We start from the raw sequence: 15,829 nt of genomic DNA on the forward strand, positions 1-15,829 counted from the left end.
AGACTTACACTAGAATAATACAGTAGCAAGAGGAATTGATTTGTTACAGAAAGGGAGGAAACAGGGATGTTATATGATATTGGATTGGTTGGCTTAGCTGTAATGGGTGAGAATCTAGTGATGAATATGGCTAACAAAGGCTTTGGTGTAGCGGTATATAATCGTACGGTAAGTAAAGTAGATGAATTTTTGGCGCAAAATGCAGAGGGCAAAAAGATTGGCGGGGCTCATTCTATAATGGAGCTGACCAAGATGCTCACCAAGCCTCGGAAAGTTATGCTGATGGTTAAGGCCGGTAAGCCAGTAGATGATATGATAGCTGAATTGCTGCCTTATCTAGATCAAGGGGATATCATTATTGACGGTGGTAATTCTTATTTTCAAGATACCCGCAGGCGATTTGATGAATTATCTCGTAAAGGGATTCGTTTTATTGGCATGGGCGTGTCTGGGGGAGAAGAAGGAGCACTAAAGGGACCAAGTCTCATGCCGGGAGCTGAACTTTCTGCTTACCAGGAAGTTGCACCGATTTTTACAGCGATTGCTGCTCAGGTTGCAGATGGTCCGTGCTGCGCTTATGTGGGACCAGACGGGGCCGGTCATTACGTGAAAATGGTACATAATGGGATCGAATATGGCGATATGCAGCTCATTAGTGAAGCATATTATATTATGAAAGTTGCATTAGGGTTGTCAGCAGAGGAACTCTATGAAGTATTTGCTGAATGGAACAAAGGGGAGCTGGATTCGTATCTTATTGAAATTACACGAGATGTGTTTTTAGAGCAGGATGAACTCACGGGTAAACCATTAGTAGAAATGATTTTAGACAAAGCCGGTCAGAAAGGGACAGGTAAGTGGACCTCGCAAAATGCTTTGGATTTGGGAGTACCGACGCCAACAATTACAGAAGCCGTATTCGCGCGCTGTATGTCGGCCTATAAAGAAGAAAGAGTGGCTGCATCTAGTATCTTAATTGGTCCAAATGATCAATATAAGGGAGATCGCAAGGTATTTATTAAAGCGATCCATGATGCTTTGTATGCATCGAAGATATGTTCTTACGCCCAGGGGTTTGCTCTTTTAAAAGCTGCTGATAAGGAATATGCCTGGAACTTGAACTATGGTGACGTGGCTCTTCTTTGGCGAGGTGGATGCATTATTCGGGCTCAATTTTTAGATCGGATTAAAGAGTCTTTTCAGCAAGATGCTAATTTGCCGAATCTACTGCTGGCGCCTTACTTCCAAGAGGCACTAAGCCGAGTTCAAGAGAATTGGCGCCTAGTTGTAAAAACGTGTAAAGAGCTAGGGATTCCGACGCCTTCTTTTAGTGCTTCCTTGGACTATTATGACAGCTATCGAAGAGCCGTGCTCCCTTCCAATCTGATCCAAGCTCAAAGAGATTACTTTGGTGCTCATACCTATGAGAGAGTTGATCAACCTGGTACTTTCCATACGGAATGGATAAAAAAATAGGTTCATAAGTAGAGAACGTTAAACACAGAGGGCACAGAGATCCACAAAGAACATAGAGATAGAGAAATATATTCTCTTCCTTTGTGTTCTTTGTGTCCGCGTAAGCGGCTTCGTGTCTTTGTGATTCAAAACGATCATTCCATTGTTTTAAGGGATGAGAAGCGTTGTTAGTTATCTGTTTTTTCTCTGTGCCTCTGTGGTTCCTTATTTTTTACTGGTTTAGCGTAACATTATAATTTGTTAGCATGGTATTATTCTGGTTAATAAAGGTTACCCGGATTGGACGGCGGGTATCAAATAATGAGCGTTCCATGGCAATATAGTCATAACCCTTGGTAGTCGTCACACTCTCACTAAGGCGAGGGCTTTTTGTTCTTACGGTAACAGTAAGGTCATTTCCTGATTGCGTGATCTTTTCAATGCCGATACCGTACCCAGTTGAGTCTACGGTACCAAGGTGAGTATAAACAACGATTTGATGGTTAAAGTCAACATTTTTCATCTGGTTGATGATGTCTTCTGGAACTAAGTTCGTTCCTCGTAAGCGGGGGTCTTGAATCAGAGCACCAAAGGTCATGTCGGCGGGGTAGGAGGTATTGTACCATGTCCATTCACGGAAATCATTCGTTTGATATAGGGTTTGGGGAGCATTGGGGGTGATAACCACTGGACCCGTAATGGGGCGGTGGGTAAAAAAGCTGGCGGGAGTATAAGTAGCAGGATATCTTGAATTGCCAATACCACGTATTGCAGTAATTTCCCATCCCTGATTACGAGTCTTTACTAGGTTCACTTTAAAAGTCTGACCGCTGGTTCGTACTTCAACAGTTGCTTTGTTTGCTGACTGATCAAGAATTGTAAATCTATCACGAAAGGGATTAAAGCCATAGGTGTAGGCATTTTCCTTTACGGTTCTTACGGGGTCCATTTTGGATGGGTTCGACCAATTTTTTGACTTGGAAGTTTGATCTGCTTCAGGAGTTTGGTTTGTTTCATTCGAAGCGGCAAAAACTTTTGTTACAGGAAGACCAGGCAACATTGCCGAAGACATAACTGCCGCTCCTGCAACAGCAGCTAATAGTTTCTTCGAGTGGTTCTTTATTTGCTTTCTACGAATTATACTTTTCATAGCTAATCTTCCTTTCATACATTTTTGTTAGTGTTTCCATTACTGCATGGATACATGTTAGGGAGTTTTATCCGAAAAATAAGTAAAGATTGGATGCCTAAACCTTCATGAGTCAAAAGAATATATTTATGATATTAAAAAGAACTAGCCCTTTTTTAAAAAATGAAAGGGCTAGTCGTTTTTGTTTGCGAGGCTAAAAAGTATAAGCTTTCTAAGGGGAACGTTAAATACATAGGACACAGAAATGCACAAAGAACACAGAGACATGTTTATTACCCCTTTGTGTTCTTCGTGTCCGAGTAAGCGGCTTTGTGTCTTTGTGTTTCAAAACTGCTATGTTTAAAAGGACACGAAGCACTTTTCTTATTTGCTACAAAATATCTGATTATCAAATTTTAGAGCAAATCGGGCAGATTTGCATGGAGAAGGGCTGTTCTAGACCTGCCTGTTCTAATAGGCATCTGTCGCGGAAGATTTCAAGGGTAGGACCATCAGCGAGAATGGTGCCATTATGCAAGACAATGGTCCGCTTGCAAAGATCCAGTACCATATCTAAATCATGCGTTGCAATAATTTTTGTATGACTAAATGTGTGCAAAAGAGTGATCAACTGGCGGCGGGCCAAGGGATCAAGGGCTGCGGTTGGTTCGTCCATTACCAATATTGCCGGGTCCATGGCTAACACCGTCGCGATGGCTACTGCTCGTTTTTGTCCTCCTGAGAGGCGATAAGGGGGACGGTCTTTTAAAGCATAAGCACCTACGGTTTTTAATGCTGATGTTACACGCTTTTCCACTTCTAGAGGCGGATATCCTAAGTTTAGGGGACCAAAAGCTACATCATCATAAACCGTTGGCATGAACAGCTGATCGTCAGGATTTTGAAAAACGATGCCAACTGTGCGGCGGATGTGGGGTAGAGTTTCTTTGACAACGGGATAACCGCCAATATTGACCTCTCCTGCGGTGGGAAATAGCACACCATTTAAATGAGATAGCAAAGTGGTTTTACCTGAACCATTGGAGCCAACGATTGCGATCGCTTCCCCATGACCGATATGAAGAGAGAGATTCCTTAATGCAGTTGTGCCGTCAGGATAGGTATATAGTACATTTGTTAAATCGATTGTGTGATGACTCATTGAAAACCTCCTGTTAGCAATGTTCCCAAGGTCTGTGGAATATTAATAAAACGACAGAGGAGAAAGAAGGATAGACAAAAAAGTAGATAGAGATGATCTTTTTTTGTCCAACTTGCAGCAGATCGTAAAGGGACCTTTCCGTCAAAGCCGCGACACAGCATAGCTTGATAGATTCGTTGCGCTCGATCCATGGTTCTAAGTAGTAATTGTCCCAGCAATGACCCCCAAGCCTTATAATGAATTCCATTTGCCTTGAAAGAACGAAGATTGTAGGCCTGATTTGTTTTTAGAAACTCTTCAAGCAATACATGGAGATAGCGATACATAAAGAGGATTTGAATCACAATAGGCTTGGGAACACCAATTTGCGACAAGGCTGTACAAATTGAATTCATACCCGTTGTTGCAACCAAAATTAAAGCCGATGTTACGGTTAAGAGTAGTTTGATGGTAATGGATAGAAAGGATAGCCAGCCTCCAGTAATCAGAAAGGGTCCGAGCTTTGCAATCGGCGTTTGGTCAAAAACTGGATTGAATAGGCCAATAAAAACAATAAAAGGAGCGATCAGTATCAAGCGTTTTACTATCGGTTTATAAGGCAGATTTCCTAAAGCCATTAAAGCAACAGGATAAAATAATAGGGGAAGAAGACTTGTAACTTCGTATTTAGAAAAGGAGGTAACCAGCACGACAAAGACTAAGGTCGTGATCAGTTTAGTACAGGAATTCAAAGAGTGAATGAAAGTCTTTTGAGTGGCGAGATCATCAATATTTCGCAGATCGAGCCAAGTTGACTCCAGTTTGATCATAGTAACCTCTTTCATTAGAAAAAAATAATATTTGCATACCCATAAGAGTAAAGGATACGACGTATTGTCGCATCCCTTATAGTATACTAGCGTTTTGCTGCAACTTGTAGCCCTTTGCCAATAAAATAAGCTAAAATCAATGTAATTAAAGATCCCACAAGACCAGCTACCGAGGTTCCTGTATCTACCGTAGGCCAAACTGCTTCTGTGGTTGCCTCGGTTTCTTCAACTGCCGCTGGATGAGAGGCAGGCGTAGTCTTAAAATTGTAATCAGGAAGGAAGGCGATTTTTTCCTGTATTTCGGCGAAAAAACCATGAACCTCATCCGTTGCTTGCAGCTCTTCTTCGCCGTTGATTCCGGAAATCGACCACTCCAGTCCATCGGGATTGCTGGAAGCAAACCAGGATAAAGCGCCGCCTGTGATTAAAGCGAGGACAAATAAGACGATAATCACTTTTTTTATAGAGGTAGGACCTAATGGTTGATTTAAAGCCGTGGGTTGGATGATATGGGGTGCTTCTTGAAAAATGAATCCAATGACCACAGCGGTAATAATGCCTTCAATCAAACCAATAGCAAGGTGAATGGGCTGCATGAGCAGTACAAAGGTTGAAAAAGGTAGAGCTGATATTCCAGAAAAGAGGGTTTCTAAAACTACGCTAAAGGCTCCTAGTTGGAGTCCTGCAACTGCTGCTATGACGGAGCCAAGCATAATACGTCTTTGTGAGGGAGTCGTGCCGACTAATGGTTTATAGATAAATGGATACGCTATATAGCAAGGAATAAAACCCATGTTAAAAATATTGCAGCCAAGGGCTAGTAAACCTCCATCGGCAAAGAATAATGCCTGAACCGTTAATATAGAAGCAATTGTTAAAAAAGCAGCATGAGGGCCAAGGAGTATCGCCAGCAGCACGACTCCTCCGATGTGACCGCTTGATCCTGTACCAGGTATGGTGAAATTAATCATTTGGGAAGCAAAGACAAAGGCACCCAACACGCCCATCAAGGGAACTTTCTGCTCATCCATATCATTTTGAACTTTCTTGGCTGCGTAAGAAGCCAAGAAAGCAGTAGCGGCCCAGAGGGTTCCACCGACCGCTGGGGAAATTAGTGCATCTGCCATGTGCATACATCATCACTCCTAATTATATTTCTCAATTTATATATCCAAGACACTTAATGTAATGTTTCTCTTTTTTCTTCATAAAAATAGCTACGCAAGAAAAGCTCCAAAACTTCTTGGAGCATGACTTTCGTAGCCATCTGACAAGCCTTCATGACCTGTAGTAGTAAATATATATATTTATGACTTTCAAGTTCGCCGCTTTTTTTCTTTATCCTGCTTCTTGCAGAAAATAATAATAAAAATACCAGGTGTGATCTTCCAATGATTTATGACCTTATACATAATAATATACTTAAATTTATTGACAAAGCAAAATAAAATATTGCATTATATACTTATGCAAAAATATTATTTTGTGTTTCGTTATAAAGGAGCAGGATATTGTTATGAGACTTGATAGTTATGACCGAGCCATTTTGAGTGCTTTACAAAAAGATTCTTCAATATCCAATTTGGATTTGTCTAAATTAATTGGTCTTTCAACCTCTGCATGTCTTACTAGAACAAAAAACTTAAAAGAACTGGGGGTTATTAAGCAGTTTACAACGATTGTGGATGAAAGAAAGCTTGGGATGGAGACCATTGCCTTTATTATGGTGATTTTGTCTCCTTTGAATCGAGAAACAGCTGATTTTTTCTTAGAGCAGATTAATAAGCTTCCACAAGTACTTGAGTGCTACAGCATTACTGGCAATAAGGACTATCTTTTAAAGATCGTTGCTAAAGATATGCCAACGTACAAAGACTTTGTAATCGATTCACTTATGGCGATACCCGGGGTAAGCCGGGTGGAAACCAGTATCGTAATTAATACTGAAAAGAGAACATTATCGATACCAACGGAAGAATGATCCGAACAAAATGCAATTGAAAAAGGGGAAAAGTATGGATAGTAACACTACAAATCAACAAATACAACGTGGTCTGAAAAATCGTCATATCCAAATGATCGCATTAGGGGGAGCCATTGGTACAGGTTTATTTTACGGTTCCGCTACGGTAGTAAAAACTGCTGGACCTGCGATTACTTTATCGTATTTAATTGGCGGCATTATTATTTTCTTTATTATGCGAGCATTAGGCGAGATGGCTGTGGATTGTCCAGTATCGGGCTCATTTAGTCAGTATGCCTATCAATATTGGGGTGAGCTTCCTGGATTTATTGCTGGCTGGAACTACTGGTTTAATTATGTGGTTGTTGGTATGGCTGAATTATCAGTTGTAGGGACTTATATTAATTATTGGTATCCTGATATTCCTACATGGGTAACAGCACTTGCTTGTTTAGTGGTTGTTACATTCATTAATACGGTAAATGTAAAAGCCTATGGCGAGCTTGAGTTCTGGTTTGCGATTATTAAAGTTTTGGCAATCATTGGAATGATCGTTTTTGGCGTAGCTATGATTGTTTTTGGCATTGGTAATAGTGGACAGCCTGTTGGAATCAGTAATTTGTGGGAACATGGCGGTTTTTTTCCGAATGGCGTCTTGGGAGTGGTGATGTCACTGGTTTTAGTCATGTTTTCATTTGGTGGCGTTGAGCTTGTGGGGATTACTGCCGGTGAAGCTGAAAATCCTAATAAAACAATTCCACAAGCAATCAACCAAGTAGTTTGGCGGATTTTGCTTTTTTATATAGGAGCTATGGGAGTTATATTAGCAATCTTTCCTTGGAATGAAATTGAGGCAACGGGCAGCCCTTTTGTACAGATATTTTCTCACGTGGGTATTCCATCCGCGGCTAATTTATTAAACTTTGTCGTTCTAACAGCGGCCCTATCTGCATATAACAGTGCCCTATATAGCAATGGAAGAATGTTATATGGCTTAGCAGTACAGGGGAATGCTCCCAAACTCTTTGGAAGACTCAATTCAGCTGGAGCACCAATCATTGCAATTTTATTTTCTACCGCGTTTACATTACTTACGGTGTTAATCAGCTATTTGGACCCAGAAAAGGTGTTCCTATACTTTATGGCGCTGGCAACGATTTCTGTTATTATCAATTGGGCGACCATTTTGATTGTACAATTAAAATTTCGAAGGCATAAAGAAAAGACAGGTGAGCCAATCTTGTTTAAGATGCCGCTGCATCCGATTTCATCGTATATTAGTTTGGTCTTTTTAGTTGTTGTTGTTGTTATTATGGCCTTTATCCCTGATTTGCGCTTCTCTTTATATATTGCTCCTATTTGGCTGTTTTCTTTGTATATCGGCTTTAAATTAAAAACGGCTGCAAAGAAGAATTAATTACATCCAACTATAAAAATTACTACTCAGTGCCTACTCTTCTTATTGTGGAGTAGGCACTTTGGTTATAATAGAAAATCATATCGATTAATATAGTTAACGTGTTGCAAGGGATGTTTTGCGTTTAAGCCTTCGAACGTAATTCTTGAGATGTACAATGGTATTGTCTTATGAGGCGTTAATGTCTATAGTTCAAGAACATGGGTATGATATGATGTATCTGCACACTCATCGATTCTTTCCCGGCGGTTTTAACTTTTGGAGAAATCAGGGCTTTACCATTACGGTTGATGAAGAAGGAGTCGCTCAGATTGTTCATATGGAAAGAATAGTATAATGGTAAAAAAGGAAAGCTCTTGTTAAATTCCCTAGGGAGTTTAGCAGGAGTTTTGTTCTTTGCTAAGAAATATACGAATAGGTGAATCGAATAAAGGGGTGCAATGCTGCAGCCAGCGGAAGGTCACGTAGGATTGATCATGGAGGAATGCCTTTTAATTTAAGATAGGAGAGATGCACTCATGAGTAAAGAATGTCTTTTTATATGGTATCCTAAATGCACTACTTGTCAAAAAGCGAAGAAATGGCTTGATGATAATGAAATTTTATATGAAATGCGAAATATTAAGGAACAGAATCCAACCGCATCGGAGCTGCGTCAATGGTGGGAAAAAAGCAACCTTCCCTTGCGCAAATTCTTTAATACCAGCGGACTCCTATACAAATCCTTAGGACTAAAGGATAAACTGTCAGGTATGTCTGAGGAGGAACAGTTTTCCCTGCTGGCAACTGACGGAATGCTTGTTAAACGGCCTTTGGTGATAGCCCAGGATAATGTTCTGGTCGGGTTTAAGGAAGCGGAGTGGGAAATACTCACTGCGCGGTGCTAAGAAGCAGGCATTTGAAGTTACATAAATGCAAAGGAGCTCTGTGATGTTTTTATTTCATGCAACCAAGTATGAATGTCCCTTTGATTGCTTTATCAATATGATTAAAGGAAAATGGAGAACGACGATTATTCTGTCACTAATTAACGGACCAAAACGATTTTCCCAACTGCATAGACTAATCAATGGCATCAGTGCCAAGGTGCTGTCAGATAATCTGCAAATCCTCGAAGAAAATCACATTCTAACTAGAACTGTGTATCCAGCCATACCGCCAACTGTTGAATATTGTCTCACTGAGCAAGGAACTGAGTTTGCTAACATTATTGAAGATATTAATACATGGGCATATCATTATACGAAAATAGACTAAAAAATAGAGCACTGCTTTTTCTAAAAGCAGTGCTCTATTTTTTTAGGATGAGTAAGCATTGAGATGATCTTACATTAATATCCAATTGTAAAGCGTTCTCGTATATGGTATGGATGTTCTATTTCATCTACCAGCGCAATCGCATAGTCTTCCATGCTAATGTGACTTTGACCTTGGGCATCAGTGAGGAGATGGTCCTTGCCCAAACGGAATTGGCCCGTTCTTTCTCCCGGTCCAAACTCAGCAGCAGGGCTAAAGAATGTCCAGTTTACATTGTCAATTGTTCTTAAAAAGACCAGTTCTTCTCCCATTGCTGTAGCTGTAGGGAGATATGCAGGCGGGAAGTTAGGGGTAGAAGATACTTTTGTTCCCTGATCATCAACCAGCAAGCTGCCAGCTCCTCCGACGATTAACAGTCGTGGTTTTTCTTTACCCTTAAGCAGCGAAACTAAATGCTTCGCTGCTTCCAGGTGCAAATGATTCTGGCTGGAATCTGTGCCAAAAGCATTGACAACGGCATCAAAAGGCTCAAGATCAGCGGCCTGTAAGGAAAAGATATCTTTTTCGAGGCTTTTTGTATCAGAATCAGCTAATTTTGCTGCATTACGTACAATGGCAGTAACATCATGCCGGCGGTTTTTTGCTTCTGTTAGAATTCGGGAACCAGCTCGACCGGTAGCACCAATCACAGCTATTTTCATAAAAAACCCTCCTTATATTTTATATTGATACCAGTCATAGAAATGCCTGGACTTACAAATCTACGGCTGCCTAACCAGGATCATGTCGCTTTACGATAATGATATCACTTAATGGTTAGAGAGAGAAGAGCGCACTTTACTATTAGCTGCTTACCTAGAGGTAACCTCTTCCAACCGACATCCCTGCAGTTCACTGGCAAGGCTCCAGATCAATAGCAGCGATCGATTTACTCGTTACACTTGATTTGCAGAGTTCTAAAAGTGAAGCAAGAAGAATGATTCAAAACGGTGGTATAAAGATTAATGGTGAAAAGATAGTGGATATACATGCAGTGATTACGATAACGAATGACTTGATTATTCAAGTTGGCAAGCGTATCTATCGACAGTTAAAATGCAATTGATCGTTTTTCAAGGCTTACGATAGTAACTTGCTCACAGGGAATCCGTTCTACTAGGAATATTGTATTTTCTCATTCGATTTAAAACTCCAGTATGGGATAAACCAAGTATTTTACCGACTTGACGGGAGGTTCCATACTTATTAATGGTTTCGTGAAGAATACAGCATTCCATCTCTTCTAAGACTTCTTTTAATTTGCGGGTGTTACTAGTTGGTGTGGTAACAGTAGAAGTCGTGGGAGTAATATGATCCAGGATAATGTCATCCTGGGTGATTTCTCCATGAGAAGCAAAGCTAACGGCACGTTCCATTACATTTTCTAATTCCCGGACATTTCCTAACCAGTCGTGCTGCAGCAGTTTGTCCATGGCAGGCTTCAAGATATGCTTAACATGTTTTTTCAAGCGATGATTTTTCTTAAATAAGAGGCTTTCGATGAGTAGGGGCAAGTCTTCTTTACGCTCACGCAGAGGAGGAATGAAGATTGGAATCACATTTAAACGATAATATAAGTCCTCACGGAACTGATTTTTCCGAAGCATCTCTTCTAAATTACTATGGGTTGCTGTAATAATTCGGACATCGACATCGATTTCCCGATTGCCGCCGACGCGTCTGATTTTCCCCTCCTGCAGCACTCGTAATAATTTTGCCTGGAGACTAAAGGAAAGCTCACCGATTTCATCTAAAAAGATTGTCCCGCCATTGGCATATTCAAAAAGTCCACTTTTGCCATATTTCTGCCCTCCTGTAAAAGCACCTTCTTCATAGCCAAATAATTCACTTTCCAGAAGAGCATCTGGCAAAGCTGCACAATTCACAGGTGCAAAAACTTTTTCCTGCCTTGGACTTGCCATATGTATGGATCTTGCAAAAAGTTCCTTGCCAGTACCGCTTTCTCCGCGAATGAGCACGGTAGAATCATTTTGCGCAACTAATTTTGCCACGTTTATGGTATGTTCCATAACTTTGCTAACATGTAGAATTTCCTCAAAACTATTAATCTCAGGTTTGGTTACTGAATATACTAATTCCTCCACGTCTTTCATGGCTTTTAATACTGCGACAGCTCCGATAACGATACCGTTGGCATCCTTTATGGGACGTCCGCTTGTAAGATAATGATTCTTACCTTTCACCGTGGTAACTATGATTTCGCGATTATTATAAGGCAGTCCATTATGCAGTATTTCTAATAATGGTACTTTGGAGATAAAAACATCTTTAATATTAGATCCAATGATTTTTCCACTTTTGCAGCTCATCATTTTTTCAGCAGCGGCATTAAAATGGGTTATGATTTCCTGTTGGTTAATAGCTAAAATCCCATCACCAATCGTGTCCATTACTGTCTTTAATTCTTGTTCCCGTTCCTGATGAGGCATGCGAGATATCCGATTCACATTGCCGATCTGCGGGATCTCACCCAATTGGGTATTGAGGAGTACTTCCTCGTAAGGGGACAAGGATTCAATTTCTAAATACATGATATCGGGTAAGACTTCCATAGAAAGAATATTGATATTTTGCTCTGCGAGTACACGAGAAATATCAAGAACAAGTCCTACCCGATCCTGATTGCAGATTTTTAAACAGAGATTGGCCATCTCCTTCACTCTCCTTATAAGAAAATCTCTTCCTCTTGTTAATAATATGAAAGATGAAGCTATATTATTAACAGGCTAGGTCCAATGCTATATTTTTTAGCTCTCTCAATAAGGACAAACTTTTTTCTAAAAATAGTATAACATTGGAAATCTCCAGAATAAAGAAATTTTTTGAATTAAATGTCAATTTAAGAACGAGCTTGTCTTAGGTGGTACAAAAATGTTCCATGCGGAACATTTTTGTACCACCTTTTGGAACGAAAATATTACAGAATATATAGAAAAGTTAGTAAAATCTGAATTATCAGCTTGGCATGTTTGTTGCATTACTAATTAGCAAGTACTCATGATAAGTACTTGCTAAATTATTAGATGGAGGTTTTTTATAATGATTATTGGTGTAGCAAAAGAGATTAAAAACAATGAAGCTCGTGTAGGCTTGACGCCAGCAGGTACTGAAGCTCTGTGTAAGGCTGGTCACGCCGTCATGATTGAAAAAGGCGCAGGCATTGGTTGTGGCTTCTCAGATGAAAGTTATCAAAAAACCGGCGGAGTTATTATTACTGACAGGAAGACCTTATTTGATAAAGCAGAAATGATTATTAAAGTAAAAGAGCCAATCGAATCAGAGTATGAACTTTTCCATGAAGGGCAAATTCTCTTTACATATCTGCACTTAGCACCAGAGCCTAAATTAGCTCATGCTTTATTAGAAAAGAAAGTAATTGGTATTGCCTATGAAACCATTATAGGGCGTAATAATACATTGCCATTATTATCACCAATGAGTGAAGTCGCAGGTCGAATGTCAATACAGATCGGTGCCCAATTTTTAGAAAAACCTTGGGGTGGTAAAGGAATTCTCTTAGGGGGCGTACCAGGAGTTGAATCCGCGCAGGTCGTTATTATCGGCGGCGGCAATGTTGGCACGAATGCAGCTAAAATGGCTTTAGGTATGGGGGCACGGGTTGCCATTCTTGATAAATCAACCGATCGTCTGGCTTATTTGGATGATATTTTTGGCGGAAGAGTTACAACTGTCATGTCCAATAGCTACAATATTGCCCGATGGGTCAAGAAAGCTGATCTTTTAGTAGGAGCAGTGTTGATTCCAGGTGCGAAGGCTCCTAAATTAGTAAGTGAACAAATGGTTAAAACGATGGAGGAAGGATCGGTTATTGTGGATGTTGCCATTGACCAGGGCGGTTCTATTGCTACCATTGATCACGCTACCACTCACAGTGATCCTACCTATACTAAACATGGCGTGGTGCATTATTCCGTAGCGAATATGCCAGGGGCAGTATCTCGTACTTCCACGTTGGCATTGACAAATGCTACATTGGATTATGCACTGCAGATTGCAAATAAAGGTTGGAAACAGGCTGTACTTGATAATGAAGGGCTGGCTAAAGGAGTTAACGTATTGGACGGTAACGTGACCTACAAAGCAGTAGCAGATGCTTTGAAATTACCCTATGTAGCCTTAGAAGAGTTGATTCGTAAATAATAAATAGCCATCTTTGGCATAGAAGATACAGATTTAGATCAGCTATTTTTAAGAAAAACAAAATGAAATTATAACAAGATAAAAACAGGAAAGAATGCTTTTTCGGGTAAATCATCTAAGAACTGGTAATAGGACCATAAATACTAGGATTAATTTATGGTCCTTTTCCAGGTTTTCTTCCATATATAATGTAACAGTACGATTATGTAGTTTAACTTATATATAAAACATCTAAAATATGAGAATATTCGCGCAAGGAGGTATTTCTATGAGTCAGTTAAGCAATCATAATTCACCTGAAAAAGAGCTACGAGCTGATCTTGGGCTGATCTCAGCATTGTCCTTGGTAGTCGGTATGGTCTTGGGGGCTGGTGCGTTCATGAAACCACCAGCTGTATTGGCAGCGGCAGGAGATTTTAATTTGGCATTAGCTGCCTGGGCTATCGGTGGTCTTTTCTCGATTAGTGGTGGTTTGACACTCTGTGAATTGGGTGTTATGTTTCCCCGTACAGGCGGTATTTTTGTCTATCTGGAAGAAATATATGGTCCTAAAGTGGCCTTCTTATACGGTTGGATGATTAGTGTAATTTTTGGACCGGCTTTGGTTGGAGCACTTACTGGATATTTTAGTTCTGTATTCTGCTTGTTATTTAATATTCCGGATTCATATAATGGCGTTGTCGGCGCGGGAGCTTTAGGCTTTATTGCCTTTGTGAACTCCATCGGTGTAAAAGAAGCCGGATATCTGCAGACTGTAGCAACCTTCTGTAAACTGATTCCAATTATTTTATTAGCCGTATTCGGCATTTTAAAGGGGAATGGGCAGGTAGCTATATTTGGTGCCAGCGGTGGGGGCATAGCGACCGCAGCTCCCTTTTCTGTTGCAATTCTTGCAACTTTATTCGCCTATGACGGCTGGGCTCAAGTTGCGTCTGTAGCTGGTGAAATCAAGAATCCCAGTAAGGTATTGCCGAAGGCGATTATTGGTGGGATATCATTTCTGATTATCGTATATATCAGTATTAATATTGCCATGTTTAATATTTTTCCTGTAAGTGAAATGGTTGCCCTTGGTCATGATGCATCTTCCATTGCGGCACAAAGGATGTTCGGTCTGATGGGGGGCAATTTGATTGCAGTGGGTATCATGATTTCGATCCTGGGTGGTCTTAATGGATATATTATGACCTTGTCCCGCACGATTTATATTATGGGAAAAAGAGGGCAGATTTTCGGCGCTTCTATTCTAAGTAAGATTGATAATGACAGTAATTCACCAGTCAATGCGATACTGATGCTGGTTACAAGTTCTTATATCTATTGTCGCCTGTTAGATGCTGACAAGCTTTCCGATATTGCGATGTTCTCCGTTTGGCTGTTTTATTTACTGGCGTTTGTTGGTGTTATCATTGCCCGGAAGACCCATGCAGATGTACCACGATCCTATAAGGTGCTTTGCTATCCAGTTGTCCCCCTAATTGCAATTGGTGGTGCCATATATGTCATTTATGGTATGCTGAGTTATCAATTTCTCAACGGTATCATCTCCATTGGCCTTACGTTGGCTGGATTACCCTTATATTATTATCTAAATAGGAGTGAAAAGAAAGTAAACCTGTTTTCGAGATTGAAAACAAAATATGTAGTGGGTATAGGCGCTTTGCTTGTTATTGGATTGCTGACGCTATTTGTGCAGGTAATTGATAATCGGGAAGAAATTACTGTAGGTATTGTACCTCAATTCGCGCCCTTTGCTTATGAAGATCAAAACGGTAAGCTTACGGGATTTGATATAGAACTCATTAATATCATAGCAGAAAAGGCCGATTTAAAAGTCAATTATCGAATGGTTTCGTTAGAATATATTTTTGAGGCGGTAAGTCATGAATATGCTGACATTGCGATATGTTCTTTATCTGTGACACCAGAAAGGCAAAAGAGTGTCAAATTTACGAAACCCTATATTGAAAAAGGCGGCTTAGCCCTATTGGCTAGACAGGGGGCGTCGATTCAAGATGTGAAAGACTTGACCGGTAAGGTCGCAGGTGTGCCGCAAGGATCGACTAGTGAAGCATTCATCCGCAATAACAGTAACGCAAGAATACAGGTTTTTCAATCCAATTTGGATATGATCCAAGCCTTTAATCAAGGATGGATTGATGTGATCGCCTTTGATAAGTTAACATTAGAGTATTTCATATCACAAAAAATGATTGCTTATCCGGTGGAGCTGCAAGTGATCCATCAAGAAGACTATGCGATTGCTTTTTCCAACAAGAATAAGGCAGTCGGTGAAAGGATTAACAAGATCATATCAGACATGAGGAAAAACGGTGAATTGGAAGCATTGTATCAGAAGTGGTTTAATAATGTGAGTATATAATGGAATTAAGAGATGGTGTATGCTTGCTTATAA

15 protein-coding genes are annotated in these 15,829 nt (G+C 40.3%); 9 read left to right on the forward strand and 6 right to left on the reverse strand.

All coding sequences use genetic code 11. From position 1 onward, the window contains the following. Positions 1-66: 66 nt before the first annotated feature. Positions 67-1,476: a decarboxylating NADP(+)-dependent phosphogluconate dehydrogenase gene (gene gnd / locus LMF89_RS04295; protein WP_229534033.1), complete on the forward strand. Its 1,410-nt coding sequence runs from the start codon at positions 67-69 to the stop codon at positions 1,474-1,476. Between the two features lie 211 nt (positions 1,477-1,687). Here gnd and LMF89_RS04300 read toward each other — a convergent pair whose 3' ends face one another. The 4 genes from LMF89_RS04300 to LMF89_RS04315 form a co-directional block, all read right to left on the reverse strand. After that, complete coding sequence (locus LMF89_RS04300) at positions 1,688-2,605, reverse strand: protease complex subunit PrcB family protein (RefSeq protein ID WP_229534034.1); 918 nt, start codon at positions 2,603-2,605, stop codon at positions 1,688-1,690. Between the two features lie 388 nt (positions 2,606-2,993). Further along, positions 2,994-3,746 carry an energy-coupling factor ABC transporter ATP-binding protein gene (locus LMF89_RS04305; RefSeq protein WP_229534035.1) on the reverse strand — a complete coding sequence of 251 codons (753 nt, stop codon included), beginning with the start codon at positions 3,744-3,746 and terminating at the stop codon, positions 2,994-2,996. Further along, complete coding sequence (gene cbiQ / locus LMF89_RS04310; protein ID WP_229534036.1) at positions 3,743-4,555, reverse strand: cobalt ECF transporter T component CbiQ; 813 nt, start codon at positions 4,553-4,555, stop codon at positions 3,743-3,745. The genes LMF89_RS04305 and cbiQ overlap by 4 nt, the downstream gene beginning before the upstream one ends. An 86-nt stretch (positions 4,556-4,641) precedes the next feature. After that, positions 4,642-5,688, reverse strand: a complete 1,047-nt coding sequence (locus tag LMF89_RS04315; RefSeq protein WP_229534037.1) for an energy-coupling factor ABC transporter permease — start codon at positions 5,686-5,688, stop codon at positions 4,642-4,644. Positions 5,689-6,071: 383 nt separating this feature from the next. On the opposite strand from LMF89_RS04315, the gene LMF89_RS04320 reads away from it, so the two are divergent. The 5 genes from LMF89_RS04320 (at position 6,072) to LMF89_RS04340 (ending at position 9,192) form a co-directional block, all read left to right on the forward strand. Continuing rightward, positions 6,072-6,536: an Lrp/AsnC family transcriptional regulator gene (locus LMF89_RS04320; protein WP_007953732.1), complete on the forward strand. Its 465-nt coding sequence runs from the start codon at positions 6,072-6,074 to the stop codon at positions 6,534-6,536. A 34-nt stretch (positions 6,537-6,570) separates the two neighbouring features. Continuing rightward, positions 6,571-7,935 carry an amino acid permease gene (locus LMF89_RS04325; protein ID WP_229534038.1) on the forward strand — a complete coding sequence of 455 codons (1,365 nt, stop codon included), beginning with the start codon at positions 6,571-6,573 and terminating at the stop codon, positions 7,933-7,935. Positions 7,936-8,116: 181 nt separating this feature from the next. Further along, positions 8,117-8,272: a hypothetical protein gene (locus LMF89_RS04330; protein WP_229534039.1), complete on the forward strand. Its 156-nt coding sequence runs from the start codon at positions 8,117-8,119 to the stop codon at positions 8,270-8,272. Between the two features lie 181 nt (positions 8,273-8,453). Beyond that, the gene (locus tag LMF89_RS04335; protein ID WP_229534040.1) at positions 8,454-8,822 is read left to right on the forward strand and encodes an arsenate reductase family protein; all 369 of its coding nucleotides are present in this window, start codon (positions 8,454-8,456) and stop codon (positions 8,820-8,822) included. A 43-nt stretch (positions 8,823-8,865) separates the two neighbouring features. After that, on the forward strand, positions 8,866-9,192 hold the full coding sequence (locus LMF89_RS04340; protein WP_229534041.1) for a winged helix-turn-helix transcriptional regulator: 327 nt from the start codon (positions 8,866-8,868) through the stop codon (positions 9,190-9,192). Between the two features lie 74 nt (positions 9,193-9,266). Here LMF89_RS04340 and LMF89_RS04345 read toward each other — a convergent pair whose 3' ends face one another. Then, positions 9,267-9,893 carry an NAD(P)-dependent oxidoreductase gene (locus LMF89_RS04345; RefSeq protein ID WP_229534042.1) on the reverse strand — a complete coding sequence of 209 codons (627 nt, stop codon included), beginning with the start codon at positions 9,891-9,893 and terminating at the stop codon, positions 9,267-9,269. Between the two features lie 179 nt (positions 9,894-10,072). On the opposite strand from LMF89_RS04345, the gene LMF89_RS25655 reads away from it, so the two are divergent. After that, entirely contained in the window at positions 10,073-10,297 is a 225-nt protein-coding gene (locus LMF89_RS25655) for a S4 domain-containing protein (RefSeq protein WP_439651931.1), read from the forward strand. A gap of 31 nt (positions 10,298-10,328) precedes the next feature. On the opposite strand, the gene LMF89_RS04355 is transcribed toward LMF89_RS25655, so the two are convergent. Further along, positions 10,329-11,903, reverse strand: a complete 1,575-nt coding sequence (locus tag LMF89_RS04355; protein WP_229534043.1) for a sigma 54-interacting transcriptional regulator — start codon at positions 11,901-11,903, stop codon at positions 10,329-10,331. A gap of 388 nt (positions 11,904-12,291) precedes the next feature. Here LMF89_RS04355 and ald point away from each other — a divergent pair, with 388 nt between their 5' ends. Both ald and LMF89_RS04365 read left to right on the forward strand, forming a co-directional pair. Continuing rightward, positions 12,292-13,413, forward strand: a complete 1,122-nt coding sequence (gene ald, locus LMF89_RS04360; RefSeq protein WP_229534044.1) for an alanine dehydrogenase — start codon at positions 12,292-12,294, stop codon at positions 13,411-13,413. Between the two features lie 268 nt (positions 13,414-13,681). Further along, entirely contained in the window at positions 13,682-15,796 is a 2,115-nt protein-coding gene (locus tag LMF89_RS04365; protein WP_229534045.1) for an amino acid permease, read from the forward strand. Positions 15,797-15,829 lie beyond the last annotated feature (33 nt).

Source organism: Pelosinus baikalensis (assembly GCF_020819555.1).
In the GTDB taxonomy this organism is placed as follows: Bacteria; Bacillota; Negativicutes; order DSM-13327; family DSM-13327; genus Pelosinus; species Pelosinus baikalensis.